This window comes from Streptomyces sp. Tek67B01, from assembly GCF_055231995.1.
This window is the reverse complement of record NZ_JBUYUY010000001.1, coordinates 4,877,710-4,894,623: the sequence shown is the minus strand read 5'-3', so window position 1 is coordinate 4,894,623 and position 16,914 is coordinate 4,877,710. Positions and strand designations below refer to the sequence as shown.

18 protein-coding genes are annotated in these 16,914 nt (G+C 71.9%); 10 read left to right on the top strand and 8 right to left on the bottom strand.

Translation table 11 applies throughout. The features are described 5' to 3' along the window. Window positions 1–82 precede the first annotated feature (82 nt). Window positions 83–1,105, bottom strand: coding sequence for an aldo/keto reductase (locus ACV7NM_RS21970; protein ID WP_463411871.1), 1,023 nt, complete (start codon window positions 1,103–1,105; stop codon window positions 83–85). Continuing rightward, a complete protein-coding gene (locus ACV7NM_RS21965) occupies window positions 1,102–1,482 on the bottom strand; it encodes a MerR family transcriptional regulator (RefSeq protein WP_463411870.1) in 381 nt (126 codons plus the stop codon). Before ACV7NM_RS21965 ends, ACV7NM_RS21970 begins: the two co-directional genes overlap by 4 nt. A 70-nt stretch (window positions 1,483–1,552) precedes the next feature. On the opposite strand from ACV7NM_RS21965, the gene ACV7NM_RS21960 reads away from it, so the two are divergent. Then, window positions 1,553–2,365 carry a serine hydrolase domain-containing protein gene (locus ACV7NM_RS21960; protein WP_463414023.1) on the top strand — a complete coding sequence of 271 codons (813 nt, stop codon included), beginning with the start codon at window positions 1,553–1,555 and terminating at the stop codon, window positions 2,363–2,365. A 13-nt stretch (window positions 2,366–2,378) separates the two neighbouring features. Here ACV7NM_RS21960 and ACV7NM_RS21955 read toward each other — a convergent pair whose 3' ends face one another. Then, on the bottom strand, window positions 2,379–3,035 hold the full coding sequence (locus tag ACV7NM_RS21955; protein ID WP_463411869.1) for a pirin family protein: 657 nt from the start codon (window positions 3,033–3,035) through the stop codon (window positions 2,379–2,381). Between the two features lie 176 nt (window positions 3,036–3,211). Between ACV7NM_RS21955 and ACV7NM_RS21950 the strand changes: the two genes are divergently transcribed. From ACV7NM_RS21950 to fabF, 5 genes are all read left to right on the top strand, one after another. Beyond that, window positions 3,212–4,381: a PucR family transcriptional regulator gene (locus ACV7NM_RS21950; protein ID WP_463414021.1), complete on the top strand. Its 1,170-nt coding sequence runs from the start codon at window positions 3,212–3,214 to the stop codon at window positions 4,379–4,381. A gap of 89 nt (window positions 4,382–4,470) precedes the next feature. Continuing rightward, on the top strand, window positions 4,471–5,388 hold the full coding sequence (locus ACV7NM_RS21945; protein WP_463414020.1) for an ACP S-malonyltransferase: 918 nt from the start codon (window positions 4,471–4,473) through the stop codon (window positions 5,386–5,388). 19 nt (window positions 5,389–5,407) lie between these two features. Then, on the top strand, window positions 5,408–6,412 hold the full coding sequence (locus ACV7NM_RS21940; protein WP_463411868.1) for a beta-ketoacyl-ACP synthase 3: 1,005 nt from the start codon (window positions 5,408–5,410) through the stop codon (window positions 6,410–6,412). A 57-nt stretch (window positions 6,413–6,469) separates the two neighbouring features. Then, window positions 6,470–6,718: an acyl carrier protein gene (locus ACV7NM_RS21935; RefSeq protein WP_463411867.1), complete on the top strand. Its 249-nt coding sequence runs from the start codon at window positions 6,470–6,472 to the stop codon at window positions 6,716–6,718. A gap of 81 nt (window positions 6,719–6,799) precedes the next feature. Beyond that, window positions 6,800–8,065 (top strand): beta-ketoacyl-ACP synthase II, encoded by a 1,266-nt coding sequence (gene fabF / locus ACV7NM_RS21930; RefSeq protein WP_463411866.1) that lies wholly within the window; start codon window positions 6,800–6,802, stop codon window positions 8,063–8,065. A gap of 59 nt (window positions 8,066–8,124) precedes the next feature. On the opposite strand, the gene ACV7NM_RS21925 is transcribed toward fabF, so the two are convergent. Further along, window positions 8,125–8,619 (bottom strand): DUF3145 domain-containing protein, encoded by a 495-nt coding sequence (locus ACV7NM_RS21925; RefSeq protein ID WP_463411865.1) that lies wholly within the window; start codon window positions 8,617–8,619, stop codon window positions 8,125–8,127. A gap of 250 nt (window positions 8,620–8,869) precedes the next feature. Between ACV7NM_RS21925 and ACV7NM_RS21920 the strand changes: the two genes are divergently transcribed. Next, window positions 8,870–9,766, top strand: coding sequence for an SGNH/GDSL hydrolase family protein (locus ACV7NM_RS21920; protein WP_463411864.1), 897 nt, complete (start codon window positions 8,870–8,872; stop codon window positions 9,764–9,766). Between the two features lie 111 nt (window positions 9,767–9,877). On the opposite strand, the gene ACV7NM_RS21915 is transcribed toward ACV7NM_RS21920, so the two are convergent. Then, window positions 9,878–12,331, bottom strand: a complete 2,454-nt coding sequence (locus ACV7NM_RS21915; RefSeq protein ID WP_463411863.1) for a beta-glucosidase — start codon at window positions 12,329–12,331, stop codon at window positions 9,878–9,880. Window positions 12,332–12,507: 176 nt separating this feature from the next. Here ACV7NM_RS21915 and ACV7NM_RS21910 point away from each other — a divergent pair, with 176 nt between their 5' ends. Continuing rightward, a complete protein-coding gene (locus tag ACV7NM_RS21910) occupies window positions 12,508–13,089 on the top strand; it encodes a TetR/AcrR family transcriptional regulator (protein WP_463411862.1) in 582 nt (193 codons plus the stop codon). Between the two features lie 85 nt (window positions 13,090–13,174). Next, window positions 13,175–13,888: a carbon-nitrogen hydrolase family protein gene (locus tag ACV7NM_RS21905; RefSeq protein WP_463411861.1), complete on the top strand. Its 714-nt coding sequence runs from the start codon at window positions 13,175–13,177 to the stop codon at window positions 13,886–13,888. A gap of 36 nt (window positions 13,889–13,924) precedes the next feature. On the opposite strand, the gene ACV7NM_RS21900 is transcribed toward ACV7NM_RS21905, so the two are convergent. The 3 genes from ACV7NM_RS21900 to ACV7NM_RS21890 all read right to left on the bottom strand — a co-directional run bounded on the left by ACV7NM_RS21900 (window position 13,925) and on the right by ACV7NM_RS21890 (window position 16,372). After that, window positions 13,925–14,791, bottom strand: a complete 867-nt coding sequence (locus ACV7NM_RS21900) for an EI24 domain-containing protein (RefSeq protein WP_463411860.1) — start codon at window positions 14,789–14,791, stop codon at window positions 13,925–13,927. Between the two features lie 70 nt (window positions 14,792–14,861). Beyond that, complete coding sequence (locus ACV7NM_RS21895; protein WP_463411859.1) at window positions 14,862–15,284, bottom strand: organic hydroperoxide resistance protein; 423 nt, start codon at window positions 15,282–15,284, stop codon at window positions 14,862–14,864. Between the two features lie 65 nt (window positions 15,285–15,349). Next, window positions 15,350–16,372 carry an NADP-dependent oxidoreductase gene (locus tag ACV7NM_RS21890; RefSeq protein ID WP_463411858.1) on the bottom strand — a complete coding sequence of 341 codons (1,023 nt, stop codon included), beginning with the start codon at window positions 16,370–16,372 and terminating at the stop codon, window positions 15,350–15,352. Window positions 16,373–16,486: 114 nt separating this feature from the next. Here ACV7NM_RS21890 and ACV7NM_RS21885 point away from each other — a divergent pair, with 114 nt between their 5' ends. Continuing rightward, window positions 16,487–16,909, top strand: a complete 423-nt coding sequence (locus ACV7NM_RS21885; protein WP_136214201.1) for a MarR family winged helix-turn-helix transcriptional regulator — start codon at window positions 16,487–16,489, stop codon at window positions 16,907–16,909. Window positions 16,910–16,914: the final 5 nt, after the last annotated feature.

Here is a 16,914-nt window from a genome sequence, read left to right as displayed (position 1 = left end):
CCTCAAACGCCGGCGAGGCTGGAGTTGGCCGCACCGCCGACCCCGGCGCGGCTGGGTTTGCCCGGCGGTGGTGGCGGCGTTGTCAGGCTTCGCGGGACGCCGACGTGGAGGACATGTCCGGGTAGCGGTCGCCGGAGACCTGGGCGGCGATCGGCTCCAGCAGGGCCAGCTCCGCCTCCGTGAGGGTGATCCGCGTCGCCGCCGTGTTCTCCGCGAGCCGCCCGGGCTTGCGGGTCCCCGGGATCGGCACCACCGTCAGCCCGTGCACCGCCGACCGCTGCTGCACCCACGCCAGGGCGATCTGCGCCGGCGTCGCCCCGTGCGCGGCGGCGATCTCCCGCACCGGCGCCAGCAGCGCCGCGTTCGCCTTCGCGTTGTCGCCCGTGAAGCGCGGCTGGTGCTTGCGGAAGTCGCCTTCGGACAGCTCGGTCGCCGCGTCCGCGAACGCGCCCGTGAGGAACCCGCGGCCCAGCGGGGAGTAGGGCACGAACGCCACCCCCAGCTCCGCCGCCGCGCCGACCGCGCTGCGCTCCACGTCCCGGCTGAACAGCGACCACTCCGACTGGAGCGCCGCGATGGGGTGCACGGCGTACGCCTCGCGCAGCTCGGCCCCGGTGACCTCGCTGAGGCCCAGGTGGCGCACCTTGCCCTCCCGCACGAGTTCGGCCATCGCGCCCACCGACTCGGCCAAGGGCACGGCCGGGTCGCGCCGGTGCATGTAGTACAGGTCGATCACGTCGGTGCCGAGCCGCCGCAGGCTGCCCTCGACCGCCTCGCGGATGTAGGCGGGGTCGTTGCGGATGCCCCGGTACCGCGGGTCGTCGGTGCGCTCGATGGCGAACTTGGTCGCGAGGGTGATCTCGTCCCGGTGCGCGGCGACGAACGGGGCGAGGAACTCCTCGTTCGCCCCGCGCCCGTACACGTCCGCGGTGTCGAAGAGGGTGACCCCGGCGGCCAGTGCCGCGTCAAGGGTCTGCCGGGCGGCCGTCTCGTCCGTGTCCCCGTAGAACTCGCTCATGCCCATGCAGCCGAGGCCCTGCACACCGACCAGGGGGCCGCCTTTGCCGAGTTCGACCCGCTCGATCTTCGTCGTGCTCTTCGTCATTGCCGTACAGCCTTCCCCGCGTAGAGATCGATCTTGTAGTCCAGCACGGCGAGCGCGTCCTTCATCTCCGAGAGCCTCGCCCGCACCTCGCGGCGCGTCCGCTCCAGCAGCTCCCGTCGCTGGTCGACGGTGTGCTCGCCCTCGCGGACCAGCTCCGCGTACCGCACCATGTCCGCCACCGACATCCCGGTGGTGCGCAGCTTGCCGACGAAGGCCAGCCAGTCGAGGTCCTTGTCGGTGAACCGGCGCTGTCCCGAATGCGAGCGGTCCACGTGCGGCATCAGGCCGATCCGCTCGTACCAGCGCAAGGTGTGCTGGGTCAGACCGGTCCGTGCCTCGACTTCGCTGATCGTGTACCGCGTCTGCGTCAGGCTCATGGCGACCACGCTAAAACCTTGGAGTGCACTCCAAGCAAGTAGGCTCGGCCGCATGGAGAGCCCGGAGACCTTGCAGACCCTACGGACCATCGAGAGCTGGCCGGTACCGACGGCCGCGGCGGCCGTGGTGCGCGCCGACGGGAGCGTCGCCGGCTCCCACGGGCCCGTGGACCACCGCTTCGCCCTGGCGTCGGTCACCAAGCCGCTCACCGCGTACGCCGCGCTCGTCGCGTACGAGGAGGGCGCGGTCGAACTGGACGAGCCGGCCGGGCCTGAGGGTGCCACGGTCCGTCACCTGCTCGCCCACACCAGCGGGCTGGCGTTCGACGAGCACCGTGTGACGAGCCCGCCCGGACAGCGCCGCCTGTACTCCAACGCGGGTTTCGAGGTGCTCGGCGACCACATCGCCAAGGCCACCGGCATCCCCTTCGCCGAGTACCTGCACCAGGCCGTGTTCGAGCCGCTGGGCATGGCGTCGAGCGCGCTGGAGGGCTCCCCCGCCAAGGACGGCGTCTCGACCGTCCGCGACCTGGTGCGCTTCGCCGCCGAACTCCAGGCGCCCCGGCTGCTGGACGTCCGCACGGTCGCCGAGGCCACCTCCGTCGTGCACCCGGGCCTCAAGGGCGTCCTGCCGGGCTACGGGCACCAGTCCCCCAACGACTGGGGGCTCGGCCTGGAGATCCGCGACGGCAAGTCCCCGCACTGGACGGGCACCACGTCCTCGCCGCGCACTTTCGGGCACTTCGGCCAGTCCGGCACCTTCCTGTGGGTCGACCCGGACGCGCGCGCCGCGTGCGTGGCACTGACCGACCGCGCCTTCGGCCCGTGGGCCGTGGAGGCCTGGACCCCGTTCACCGACGCGGTCCTCGCCGAACTCCGCTAGGGCGTGTCGGCGCTCAGGGGAGTTCGAAGATCAGCAGTTCGCCCGGGGAGCCGGCGACGACGGCCAGTCCCGGCTCGTCGGTGATCCGCGCCGAGTCGCCGGGGCCCAGCTCCTCGCCGTCCAGGCGGAGGTCGCCGCGCACCACGTGCAGGTAGACCCGGGGCGCCGCCGGTACGGTGATCCGCTCGCCCGAGCCGGGCCGGCGCACGTGCAGGACGGCCCCGGCGGCGGGGATCTCGTACGGCTCCCCGTCGGCGAGGCCCGGGACGAGGTGGTAGGAGGGCTCGCCGCCCGCCGCGAGCGGGGCGAGCCAGGTCTGGACGAAGCGCAGCGGCGCGGGGCCGTCGTTGCGTTCGATGTGCCGCGCGCCCGATCCGGCGGCGAAGTGCTGTGCATCGCCGGCGCGGACCAGGCCGGTGTGGCCGGTGGTGCTGTCCTTGTGCGTGAGTTCGCCCTCCACCACCCAGGTGACGATCTCGGTCTGGCTGTGCGGGTGCTCGTCGAACCCGGAGCCCGGCCGCAGGAGCTCCTCGTTGCAGGCCAGGACGGGTCCGAAGCGGATGTTGTCCGGGTCGTAGAAGGACCCGAAGGAGAAGGCGTGCCGGGTGGCGATCCCGGCGGCCGGGTTCCCGCCCTCGTACCGGTCCGCGGCTCGGCGTACATCAATCATGGTGGCCACCGTAGACCCCCGGGGGCGCGTGGTTCCGGGACGGCTGCGGCGGGCCCGCGGACGGGTGGCCCCGGACCCGGCTCCGCGCCCGGGCGCCGATAAGGCAGTCTTGTCCCGTGCCCCAACCCGAACGTGAGCATTCCCCCGAGACCGGCCCGGCGCGTCCCGCGCACGGCGTGCAACCCGCGCACCCGCATCCCGCGACTCTGCGCCGGCTGGAGAAGTCCGCCGGTCGGCTCTCCGCGAACGCGATCGCGCGCATGGACGAGACCCTGCCGTGGTACCGGGCGATGCCGCCGGAGAACCGGTCGTGGATCGGCCTGGTCGCCCAGGCCGGCATCGCCGCGTTCACGGAGTGGTTCCGGCACCCGGAGACCCCGCAGGCGATCTCCACGGACGTGTTCGGGACGGCTCCGCGGGAGCTCACCCGGGCGATCACCTTGCGCCAGACGGTGGAGATGGTCCGTACGACGATCGAGGTCATGGAGACCGCGATCGACGAGGTGGCCGCCCCGGGCGACGAGTCGGTGCTGCGCGAGGCGCTGCTCGTGTACGCCCGGGAGATCGCCTTCGCGACCGCCCAGGTGTACGCGCAGGCGGCCGAGGCGCGCGGGGCGTGGGACGCCCGCCTGGAGTCCCTCGTCGTCAACGCGGTGTTGTCGGGTGAGGCGGACGAGGGCGCGTTGTCGCGGGCGGCGGCGCTCGGCTGGAATTCGCCGGAGCACGTGTGCGTCGTGCTGGGCACCGCCCCGGACGGCGACAGCGAGCTGACGGTCGAGGCGATCCGGCGTGCGGCCCGCCACCACAAGCTCCAGGTGCTCACGGGTGTGCTGGGCGACCGCCTCGTGGTCGTCGCGGGCGGCAGTGACAACCCGATGCAGGTGGCGAAGTCGCTGATCGGACCGTTCGCGGCCGGTCCGGTGGTGGCCGGGCCGGTGGTACCCGACCTGCTGAACGCGACGAAGTCCGCGCAGGCCGCCGCGGCGGGACTGAAGGCGTGCACGGCCTGGCAGGACGCCCCGCGTCCGGTGCTCGCGGACGATCTCCTTCCCGAGCGCGCCATCGCGGCGGATCCCTCGGCGAGGGAGCAGCTGGTGGAGGAGATCTACAGACCGCTGGAGGAGGCGGGCTCGGCGCTGTTGGAGACCTTGAGCGTCTACTTGGAGCAGGCGAGCAGCTTGGAGGGGGCGGCGCGGATGCTGTTCGTCCACCCCAACACGGTGCGCTACCGGCTCCGACGTGTGACCGACGTCACCGGCTGGTCACCCTCCGATGTCCGTTCGGCGTTCACGCTCCGGATCGCCCTCATCCTGGGGCGTCTGGCCGACGGCGATCCCCAGTCCTAGACTTTTGTCGGACATCAACAATTACCCCGACGGTTCTTCGTCCCTGTCCCCACGGGCGGCGCGGGCCGGATACAAGAGAGAGTGTGAGGGTGCTCGTACTCGTCGCTCCAGGCCAAGGCGCTCAGACGCCCGGCTTCCTGACTCCCTGGCTCGAACTCCCCGGCGCCGCCGAGCGCGTCTCGGGGTGGTCCGACGCTCTCGGGCTCGACCTCGCCCACTACGGCACCAAGGCCGACGCCGACGAGATCCGTGACACGGCCGTGGCCCAGCCGCTGCTGGTCGCCGCCGGTCTGCTGTCCGCTTCGGCGCTGGGTTCGCCCGCCGCTTTCGGCGCGGTCGCGGGTCACAGCGTCGGTGAGATCACCGCCGCCGCGTACGCCGGTGTACTGAGCGAGGCCGACGCGCTGTCGCTCGTACGGACCCGGGGCCTGGCCATGGCCGAGGCCGCCGCCGTCTCCCCGACGGGCATGGCAGCGGTGCTGGGCGGTGACCGCGACGTGGTCGTGGCGCACCTGGAGAAGCTGGGGCTCACCCCGGCCAACATCAACGGGGCGGGCCAGATCGTGGCGGCCGGCACCCTGGAGCAGATCGCCGCTCTGGAGGCCGACAAGCCCGAAGGCTCCATCAAGGTCGTCGCCCTCAAGGTCGCGGGCGCCTTCCACACGACCCACATGGCACCGGCGGTCGCCACGCTGGAGAAGGCCGCGCAGGCCCTCACCCCGGCGGACCCGGCGCTGACGTACGTGTCGAACAAGGACGGCGGGGTCGTCACCTCGGGCGCCGATGTCGTCGCCCGCCTGGTCGGCCAGGTCGCCCATCCGGTCCGCTGGGACCTGTGCATGGAGACGTTCGCCGAGCTGGGCGTCACCGGGATCATCGAGCTGTGCCCTGGCGGGACCCTGACGGGTCTGGCCAAGCGCGCGCTCAAGGGCGTTCCGAACGTGGCCCTCAAGACCCCGGACGATCTCCAGAAGGCCGCGGCGCTGCTCGCCGAGCACGCGGCCTGAGAGAAGGAGCCCCCTCAGCATGTCGAAGATCAAGCCTGCCAAGGGCTCCCCGTACGCCCGCATCCTCGGTGTCGGCGGGTACCGCCCGACCCGTGTGGTGCCCAACGAGGTCATCCTGGAGACGATCGACTCGTCCGACGAGTGGATCCGTTCGCGCTCCGGCATCGCGACCCGGCACTGGGCCTCGCCCCAGGAGACCGTCGCCGCGATGTCGGTGGAGGCGTCGGGCAAGGCGCTGGCCGATGCCGGCGTGTCGCCCGAGCAGATCGGCGCCGTGATCGTCTCCACGGTCTCGCACTTCAAGCAGACTCCGGCCGTCGCGACGGAGATCGCGCACCGGGTCGGCGCGGTCAAGCCGGCCGCGTTCGACATCTCCGCGGGCTGCGCCGGGTTCGGTTACGGCCTGACGCTGGCCAAGGGCATGGTGGTCGAGGGGTCGGCGCAGTACGTCCTCGTCATCGGTGTCGAGCGGCTGTCGGACCTGACCGACCTGGAGGACCGCGCGACGGCCTTCCTGTTCGGTGACGGCGCCGGCGCGGTGGTCGTCGGCCCTTCTGACGAGCCGGCCATCGGCCCCACGGTGTGGGGTTCGGAGGGCGACAAGTCCGAGACGATCAAGCAGACCGTGCCGTGGGACGAGTACCTCGGCAAGGGCGGCGGCGAGAAGTTCCCTGCCATCACCCAGGAGGGCCAGGCGGTCTTCCGCTGGGCCGTCTTCGAGATGGCCAAGGTGGCCCAGCAGGCGCTCGACGCGGCCGGGATCACCGCCGCTGACCTGGACGTCTTCATTCCGCACCAGGCCAATATGCGGATCATCGACTCGATGGTGAAGACTCTCAAGCTGCCGGAGCACGTCACGGTCGCCCGTGACGTGGAAACCACCGGCAACACGTCGGCCGCCTCGATTCCGCTCGCTATGGAGCGGCTCCTGGCGACCGGAGCGGCGAAGAGCGGCGACACCGCGCTCGTCATCGGCTTCGGGGCGGGGCTCGTCTACGCCGCGACGGTCGTTACCCTCCCCTAGGGCCGGGATCGTTTTTTCCCTCCCTGATCATTCAATTAGCTAGAGAAGGAGCGCCTCATGGCCGCCACCCAGGAAGAAATCGTCGAGGGTCTCGCGGAGATCGTCAACGAGATCGCCGGTATCCCGACCGAGGACGTCCAGGTCGACAAGTCCTTCACCGACGACCTGGATGTCGACTCCCTGTCCATGGTCGAGGTCGTCGTCGCCGCCGAAGAGCGCTTCGACGTCAAGATCCCGGACGAGGACGTCAAGAACCTCAAGACGGTCGGCGACGCCGCGGACTACATCCTGAAGCACCAGGCCTAAGAGCCTGCCGAGCGTTTGTCGCCACCCCGCGGTGGCGCCGTGACAATTCAGCACCCCCTGAGACGTGGAGAAAGAATTCCTGTGAGCCCGACCAATCGCACCGTGGTCGTCACCGGTATCGGCGCAACCACTCCGCTGGGTGGCGACAGCGCTTCGACCTGGGAAGGTCTGCTTGCCGGCCGTTCCGGCGTCAAGCCCCTGGAGGGCGAACGTTTCGCCGAACTCCCGGTCCGCATCGCCGCTCAGGCCGCCGTGGACCCCAGTGAGGTCCTGCCCAAGCCGTTGGCGCGCAAGCTCGACCGTTCGGCGCAGTTCGCGCTGATCGCGGCCCGTGAAGCCTGGGCCGACGCGGGTTACACCGCCCCGGCCGGCGAGGACGAGTCGATCGTCCCCGAGCGGCTGGGTACCGTGATCGCCTCCGGCATCGGCGGCGTCACCACCCTGCTCGACCAGTACGACGTACTGAAGGAAAAGGGTGTGCGCCGGGTCTCCCCGCACACCGTCCCCATGCTCATGCCGAACGGCCCGTCGGCCAACGTCGGCCTGGAGGTCAACGCCCGCGCCGGTGTGCACACGCCGGTCAGCGCGTGCGCGTCGGGCGCCGAGGCCATCGGCTACGCCGTCGAGATGATCCGTACCGGCCGCGCCGACGTGGTCGTCGCCGGTGGCACCGAGGCGGCCATCCACCCGCTGCCGATCGCCGCGTTCGCCAACATGATGGCGATGTCCAAGAACAACGAGAACCCCACCGAGGCCTCCCGCCCCTACGACAAGGCCCGTGACGGCTTCGTCCTGGGCGAGGGCGCCGGCGTCGTGGTCCTGGAGTCCGCCGAGCACGCCGCCGCGCGCGGCGCCCGGGTCTACTGCGAGGTGCTGGGCCAGGGCCTGTCCGCGGACAGCCACCACATCGCGCAGCCCGAGCCCACGGGCCGCGGTGTCGCGGCCGCGGTGCGCAACCTGCTGGACAACACCGGGCTCGACCCGGCCGAGCTCGTGCACCTGAACGCGCACGCAACTTCCACCCCGCAGGGTGACACGGCCGAGCTGAAGGCGCTGCGCCAGGTCCTGGGTGACGACCTCGACCACATCGCGATCTCGGCGACGAAGTCGATGACCGGTCACCTGCTGGGTGGCGCGGGCGGCATCGAGACGGTCGCGACCGTACTGGCCCTGTACCACCGCATCGCCCCGCCGACGATCAACGTCGACGAGCTGGACGACGACATCGACGCGGACATCGTTCGCGGCGAGCCGCGCAAGCTGCCGGTGGAAGGCCCGATCTCGGCGATCAACAACTCGTTCGGTTTCGGCGGCCACAACGTGACGCTGGCGTTCCGTACGGTCTGACACCCCGGACAGCGCATGAAGCCCACCCGGTCACCGGGTGGGCTTTTCGCGTGACGGGCTCAGACCACCTGGTGGAGCCAGCGCACGGGGGCGCCCTCGCCCGCGTGGCGGAAGGGCTCCAGCTCGTCGTCCCAGGGCTTGCCGAGCAGCGTGGAGATCTCCGTCTCCAGGTCGCTCTCGCCGCTCGCGGACCGGGCGAGGGCGGCGCGCAGCCGGTCCTCGGGGATCATGATGTCGCCGTGCAGGCCGGTGACGGCGTGGAAGATGCCGAGCTCCGGGGTGGAGCTGTAGCGCTCGCCCTCGGCGGTCGGGCAGGGCTCGGCCGTCACCTCGAAGCGCAGCAGGTGCCAGCCGCGCAGCGCGGACGCGAGCTTCGAGGCGGTGCCCACCTCGGCCTGCCAGGAGAACTCGGATCTCCAGGTTCCGGGGGAGGCGGGCTGCCTGATCCAGTCGAGGTTCACCCGCACCCCCAGCACGCCCGCAACAGCCCATTCCACGTGCGGGCAGAGCGCGCGCGGTGCGGAATGCACGTACAGGACTCCACGTGTCGTCACCGGGACCTCCAGTGTGGGACGAGGTCGGGAATAAACTCCAGAAAACGGACAGTATGTGACGAGATGTAATGTAACGGAAATTATCTGACATTGCGTCGCGGGACCTGCGGCCGAAACGCCACGGGAAAAAGCTACCGTGCGCCAGGGGTCCTGGTGTGACGTACGGTCGCTCGGAACCCCGTGAACACAGAGCATTCACTCAGCAGGACGCCCCCGCGGGACGGGGGGCGACGAGGGAGGGACCACCCCGATGGGCACCACCGCTCCGCGCCGACGCACCCGCAGGACCCTCGCGGCGGCGGTCGCGACGGCCGCCCTGCTGGCAGGGGCGGTGACGGCCTGCGAGTTTGGCGACCCGGGGACCGGAGGCGGACGGGGATCGCAGGCGCGACCCCGCTGGAACACCGCCCCGAAGTCGATCGCCGCTGTGGGTGACTCCATCACCCGCGGGTTCGACGCCTGTTCGGTGCTGGCGGACTGCCCCGAGGTCTCGTGGGCCACCGGCCAGGACCCCGAGGTCGACTCGCTCGCCACCCGGCTGCTCGGCCAGGCCGACGCGCCCGCGCACAGCTGGAACTACGCGGTGACCGGCTCCCGGATGGCGGACCTGCCGGTCCAACTGTCCTCGGCGGCCTCGCACAAGCCCGACCTGGTCACGGTGATGGTCGGCTCGAACGACGCCTGCCGGCCCACCACTTCCTCGATGACCTCGGTGGCCGCATTCAAGGCGGGCTTCGAGAAGGCCCTCACCGACCTCAGGACCGCGTCCCCCACGACCCAGGTGTACGTCTCCTCCGTGCCGGACCTCCAGCGGCTGTGGGAGCAGGGCAAGGACGCCCCGATGGTGCGGCAGGTCTGGAAGCTCGGCATCTGCCAGTCGATGCTGGCCGAGCCGCTGTCGTCCACCCAGGAGGCGACGGCCCGGCGCGAACGGGTCCGGGCGCGCGTGGTCGAGTACAACGAGGTGCTGCGCACCGTCTGCTCGAAGGACCCCCTGTGCCGCTACGACGGCGGCGCCGTGTTCCAGTACCCCTTCGGGACCGCGCAGTTGAGCCGTTGGGACTGGTTCCACCCGGGCAAGGCGGGTCAGGCCCGGCTCGCGGAACTGGCGCACCGGCAGGTGACGGCGCCGGCGCCGCCGCGCTGAACCCCGGGCTCAAGCCCCGGGCCGACGCGCCGAACCCCCGGGCCGACGGAGAGGACCGGTGGAGGCCGTCAGGGGCCTCCACGGTCCGGTTTCAGGGGAGATTTCCGGCCATCACACGCGCAGTGTGGCCGTCAGCCGCGTGTCGCCGTGCGCGTGGCTCGCGCGCACCTCGTACTCGCCGCCGATCCGCCGCCACGACCCGGCCGCCTCGTCCCAGACCTCGAAGGCCCGCTCGGGCAGGTCGATCTCCGCCTCGACGCTCTCCCCGGGGGCCGCCGCGACGGACGCGAAGCCGGCCAGCCAACTCGCCGGGCGCTCCGCCGTGTCGGCGAGCGGCGCCAGGTAGACCTGGACGACCTCCCGGCCCGGCCGGGACCCGGTGTTGGTGAGCCGTACCCGCGCCACCGACCCGGTGACCTCCAGCGACGCGTACGCCCAAGTGGTGTAGCCGAGGCCGTGCCCGAACGGGTAGGCGGGGGCCACGCCCCGGGCCTCGTAGGCCCTGTGGCCGACGAGGAGGCCCTCTCGGTACTCCAGCCGCCCCTCGGCGGGCGCCACCTCGGTGACGGGGGCGTCGGCGAGGACGGCGGGCCAGGTGGTGGGCAGCCGGCCGCCCGGCTCCGCCTCGCCGAGGAGTACGTCGGCCAGCGCGGCCCCGCCCTCCTGCCCGGGGAACCAGGTCAGCAGTACGGCGGCCACGCCGTCGCGCCAGGGCAGTTCCACCGGGGAGCCGGCGTTCACGACGACCACGGTGTTCGGGTTCACGGCGGCGACGGCCCGGACCAGGTCGTCCTGGCGCCCGGGCAGCCCAAGGTCCTCGCGGTCGAAGCCCTCGGACTCGACGCGCTCGGTGGTGGCTACGACGACCACGGCGGTGTCGGCGGTCCGGGCGGCCGCGACCGCTTCCTCGATCAGCTCGTCCGCGTCCCGCCGGGGCTCAAGGTGGAGCAGCGAGAACATGATCGCCTTGAGCGGCAGGGCGCTCACGTCGGGCACCCGGAAGGTCAGGGACACCTCGACGGGCTCCCCCGCGGTAAGGGTGACCCGGGCGCGTTCGCTGGGGGCGCCGGAGAAGGCCTCGAACGGATCTGCCTCCTCGCCCATCCGCTGGACGCCCTCCCAGAGCGTGCGCCCGCCCACGGCGAGGGCGAAGGCGCCCAGCCCCCGGGTACCGAAGGCGTGCTCGCCGCTCTCGCGCGGCACGAACGTCCCCGTGACCTCGATGGTCGCCATCGTCTCGTACGTGGCGCCGGCGGGCAGGTCCTCCCCGATCCACTGGACCAGGCCGGAGGGGAGGACGCCTTCCCCGAGGACGGCGCCGGAGGCGTCCCGGCAGATCGCGCGCAGCTCGAAGCCCTTGTCGGCGGGGACGAGTTCGTCGCTGGGGTCGGCGCCGACGCTGAAGGTCAGCGAGTCGGCGGGCAGCGCGGCGGCCAGGCCGTCGAGCGGGGAGACGACCCGCTCGGGGAAGACCGTCGCGGAGCCGCCGCCGAGGACGCGGGCGTCGCGGGCGGCGGCGCCGATCAGGGCCACCGTGCGACCCGGAGCGGTGTCGAGCGGCAGGGCGCGCCGCTCGCCGGACACGGCCTCGTTGCGGGCGAGTACGAAGCCGCGGGCGGCGATCTCCCGGGCCAGCGCCCCGCCGTCGATCCCGGACGGAGGGTCGGTGACGACGGGGGGCGCGCCTTCCAGGGCACCGACGCGGGCGGCGAGACGCAGGACGTTGCGCACGGCGCCGTCCACCGCCTCCGGCGGGACCTCCCCGGCGCGGACGGCTTCGGCGAGGGCGGTCCCGTAGACGGTCCGCGGGCCGGGCATGGCCACGTCCAGGCCGCCGAGGAGGGCGCCGGCGGTGGAGCGGGCGGCCATCCAGTCGGAGACGTTGCAGCCGTCGAAGCCCCACTCGACGCGCAGCACGTCGTTGACGAGGTACCGGTGCTCGGTCATCGTGGCGCCGTTGACCTGGTTGTAGGCGGTCATGATGCCCCAGGGGCGGGCGTTCTTGACGATGGCCTCGAAGGGTGCCAGGTACAGCTCGCGCAGCGGGCGCGGCGCGATGACGTTGTCCACGGTGAACCGGTCGGTCTCGGCGTCGTTGCCGACGAAGTGCTTGACGGTGGTGCCGACGCCGCCGTCCTGGACGCCGCTGACGTAGCCGGTGCCGATGGCGCCGGTGAGGTACGGGTCCTCGGAGTAGCACTCGAAGTGCCGGCCGCCGAGCGGGGAACGGTGCAGGTTGACGGTCGGGGCCAAGAGGACGTGGACGCCCTTGCGGCGCGCTTCCTGGGCGAGGAGCCGGCCGGCGCGGCGGGCGAGCGCGGGGTCCCAGGTGGCGGCGAGCGCCGTCGGTGAGGGCAGCGCCACGGACGGGTCGTCGGCGCTCCAGCGCACGCCGCGGACGCCGATGGGGCCGTCCGACATGACCACGGAAGCCAATCCGATCTCGGGAACGGCGGGCAGGGACCACATGTCCCGGCCCGCGAGCAGCCGGGCCTTGGAGTCGAGGTCGAGCTTGTCGAGCGCGGCCTCTACGGCGTCCTCGCGGGCCTGATCGGCATCGGTCACGGCCGTGCCTCCTCGTCTGAGTGCGTGCGGGGTGCGGGGCGGTGTGTCGGGGTGCGGCGCGGTGCGCCCATCGTGGACCCGATCCTTGTGGACCGGTAGGCGTTGTTATCTTTTCGTGATATCCGTATGCCGTACGGTCCTGCTGGCAGGGTGCGGACGGAAGGGGAGCCGGGGCGATGGTCAGGGCGAGGAGCGAGGAGCGGCGGGGCGAGATCGTGCGCGCCGCGGTCGAGGTGATCGCGGAGCGCGGCTACCGGGGCGCCTCCCTGGGCGCGGTCGCCGAACGCGTCGGCCTGACCCAGCAGGGACTGCTGCACTACTTCCCCACCAAGGAGGCCCTGCTGGTCGCGGTGTTGGAGGAGCGCGACCGCTGGGACACCGGCGGTGGCTCGCGCGCCTCGGCGGACACCTGGCGGCTCGACCTGCTGGCGTCCCTCGTCGACTACAACGCGATGCGCCCGGGCATCGTGCAGACCTTCTCCGCGCTGCTGGGCGAGAGCGTCACCGACGGCCACCCGGCCCGGGAGTTCTTCACCGACCGCTACGCGCAGGTCCGCGCGGAGATGGCGGCGGTGCTGCGCGCGGAGTTCGGCGACCGACTCCCGTCCGGCCTCACCCCCGAGGAGGCGGCCCCGCTCCTGACGGCGGTGATGGACGGCCTCCAGTACCAGTGGCTGCTCGCCCCGCAGTCGGTGGACATGCCGGCCGCCTTCCGCTCCTTCCTGACCCTGCTGCGCGGCCCCGACGCGGCCGTCTAGGGGGCGACAGGGGTCGTGGACCGCGCGCGGCGGGCGGCGCCACCCCGCCGTCGGCCCCGAGGTCGGCGGCCGGCATCCTGACTCGGTGAAGATCGCCGCAGCCCAGCTCACCTGTGTCCCGGCCGACGTCACGGCCAATGTCGCCGCGGCCGTCGCACTCGCCGCCGACGCCCGGGCGCAGGGCGCCGAACTCGTGGTGTTCCCCGAACTCGCCCTGACGGGATACGAACTGGACGCGTTGGCCTCGGACCCGGGTCTGTGGCTCGCGGGCGCCGACGACCCCCGACTGGACCCGCTGCGTTCCGCCGGCATCGCCACCGCCGTCAACGTCGCCCTGCGTACGGACGGGCCGCTCCCCGCCATCGCCACGCTGGTCCACGACGCGGCCGGCGCGCACGTGACGACGTACGCGAAGCAGCACCTCTACGGGCACGAGCGGGGCGCCTTCGCGGCGGGCACCGCCGACGGCCGTTTCACCCTCGGCGGCGTCCGCTTCTGCCTCGCTGTTTGCTACGACAACCACTTCCCGGACCTGGCGGCGCGGGGAGCGGCCGACGGCTGCCGGGTGCACCTGGCGAGCTCGCTCTACGGGACGGGCGACGGCGTCCGGGAGCGGGCCGGCATCTACCCCGGGATCGCCCGGGACCACGGGTTGTACGTGGTGCTGGCCAACCACGTCGGCCCGGCGGGCCCGTGGACCGGCTGCGGCGGCGCCGCCGTATGGGCGCCGGACGGCACGCCGATGGTCGAGGCGGACGGCCGCACGCCGTCCGTGGTGACGGCCGCCGTCGAGGCCTGACCGGTATCGCCGCCGTCGGGGCCTGACCGAAGCCGCCTACCAGGACTTCGGCGGCCCGAACTCCCCGGCCGGGACGGTCCGCGCGCCGGCTCCCGACGCCCCGGCGTCCTGCCCCACGCACCGGCCCGCCGGGTCCTGCTCCGTGTCCTCGGCCGCGCCCTCGGTCTGCGCCCCCACCAGGTGCCGCGCCATCAGGGTCGCCCCCGCCACAGCGCCCGGCATCAGGAACACCGCCACCAGCGGCACCAGGAACGCGAGCACCAGCGGCACTCCGAACCCGAGTGCCAACGCCCGCCGCGCCTTCAGCAGTGCCAACTGCTCGTCGAGGTCGACGCGGCGCCGCTGGAGGGCGACGGAGGTGAGTTCCTGGGTGAGGAAGTACCCGGACACGCAGAACCCGATCGCCGGGACCACCGTCTGCCCGATCACGGGAACGAATCCGAGGGCGAACAGCAGGACCCCGTACAGCGCCACACGCAGCAGCAGGCGCACGCTGTCGCGGCCGGAGATCCACAGGTCCAGCCACAGGCTCCGCCCGGACTCGGGCACCTCGCCGCCCTCGGTCCGGTCGACCTGCTCGGAGAGGGACTCGTAGAACGGCTGGCCGATCAGCAGGGTCACGGCGGTGAAGGTGATCACCGCGAGGAAGAGTCCGAGGGCGAACACCAGGGCCGTCAGGAAGCCCCGGAACAGCCCCAGCCACGGCGCGGACCAGTCGTCGGCGAAGGGCGTGGCCCAGGCGGTCAGGTCGTCGGCGCCGAACCCGAGGCCGACCAGCGCGCCGGCGTAGAGCACGAGCGAGACCAGCCCCGGCAACAGGCCGACGCCCAGCCAACGGCCGTTGGAGAACACCCACCGCTGTCCGGCCAGCAGGAACCGGAAGCCCCCCACAAGATCACTCATGCGGCCCAGTTTACGGCGAAGGCCGCACCCCCCGGAGGGAGTGCGGCCTTCGTTTCGGCGCGGTGCGGGATCAGACGGCCAGCTCGACCGTGATGTTGCCGCGGGTCGCCTTGGAGTACGGGCAGACCTGGTGGGCCTTCTCGATGAGGTCCTTGGCGGTGGCGGCGTCCACGTTCGGGATGACGGCGGAGATCTTGACGATCAGGCCGAAACCTTCGTCGTTCTTGCCGATGCCCACCTCGGCGGTGACGGTGGAGCCGGAGATGTCGGCGTTCTCGTTCTTCGCGACGACCCCGAGGGCGCCCTGGAAGCAGGCGCTGTAACCGGCGGCGAACAGCTGCTCCGGGTTGGTGCCGGCGCCGCTGCCGCCGAGCTCCTTCGGCGGGTTCACGACGACGTCGAGCTTGCCGTCGTTGGTGGCGACGCGACCGTCACGGCCGTTCTCTGCGGTGGCAACGGCGGTGTACGCGACATCGGACTGCGTGATGGACATGAAAGTGGATCCTCCATAGGAATCGCCGTGACTCGCGCCCACGATCACGACGGTGTGGAGTGAGCCTAACGGGTGAACGAAACGATCATCTTTCCGGTGTTCTCGCCGCGCAGCATTCCGAGGAAGGCGTCGGCGGCGTTCTCCACGCCCTCGACGACCGTCTCGTCGTAGCGGAGCTCACCGGAGCGCAGCCAGCCGGCCACGTCCTGGACGAACTGGTTCTGGATGCCGGCGTGGTCGCCGACGAGGATGCCCTGGAGGCGCAGCCGCTTGCCGATGACCTGCACGAGGTTGCGCGGGCCGGCCGCCGGCTCGGTGTCGTTGTACTGGGCGATCGCACCGCACAGGGTGGCGCGGCCGTGCACCTTGAGGGAGGAGATCGCGGCTTCCAGGTGGTCGCCCCCGACGTTGTCGAAGTAGATGTCGATGCCCTCGGGCGCGGCGTCCTTGAGCTGCTCGGCGACGGGGCCGTTCTTGTAGTTGAAAGCGGCGTCGAAGCCGTACTTCTCCGTGAGGAGCGTCACCTTCTCGTCCGAGCCGGCCGAGCCGATCACCCGGGACGCGCCCTTGATCTTCGCGAACTGGCCGACGAGGCTGCCGACCGCGCCGGCGGCGCCGGAGACGAACACGGCGTCGCCCTCCTTGAAGGAGGCGACCTCGAAGAGACCCGCGTAGGCGGTCAGGCCCGGCATGCCGAGCACGCCGAGGTAGGCGGAGAGCGGGGCCAGCGAGGCATCGACCTTGGTGGCGTGCTTGGCGTCCAGTTCGGCGTACTCGCGCCAGCCCAGGCCGTGCAGGACGTGGTCGCCGACCGCGATGCCCTCGGCCGCGGAGGCGACGACCTCGCCGACCGCGCCGCCGTCCATCGGCCGGTCCAGCTGGAACGGCGGTACGTAGGACTTCACGTCGTTCATGCGGCCGCGCATGTAAGGGTCTACGGACATGTGGAGGTTGCGCACCAGAATCCGTCCCGGGGCGGGCTCGGCGTTCACCGGCACCTCGCGCAGGGCGAAGTCCTCGGCGACGGGCCAGCCCTGCGGGCGGCGGACGAGGTGCCACTCGCGGCTCACGGCGGGAATCTGGGACATGGGGTGCTCCTGAGGCATGAGGGAAACGGAACCCGGCGGCGAAATACTTCACTACCTGAAACAACCATGCTCCTGGATATTTCATGTTGTCAAGTAAATGGGTACGCTGGTTCCATGCCCAGTCGTCGCACAGACCCACTGACCCTTGAGGTCGTCGAGCTCATCGGCGACGTCGTGGCCCGCTACCACCAGGAGTACGAGCACGCGGCCGCGGGCCACCAGCTCACCGGCGCCCAGGCCCGCGTACTGAACCTGCTGTCCCTGGAACCGATGCCCATGCGCCGGATCGCGCAGAAGCTCAAGTGCGAGCCGTCCAACATCACCGGCATCGTGGACCGGCTGGAGTCCCGCGGCCTGGTCGAACGCCGGCCGGACCCGGCGGACCGCCGGGTGAAACTGGCCGCCCCGACGGAGGAGGGCCTACAGACCGCGGATCGGCTGCGCGAGTCGCTCGACTTCGCGCGCGAACCGTTGGCCGGGCTGTCCGACGCCGAGCGGGGGATGCTGCGGGACCTGCTCAGGCGAATGCTGGGCTGAGCCGA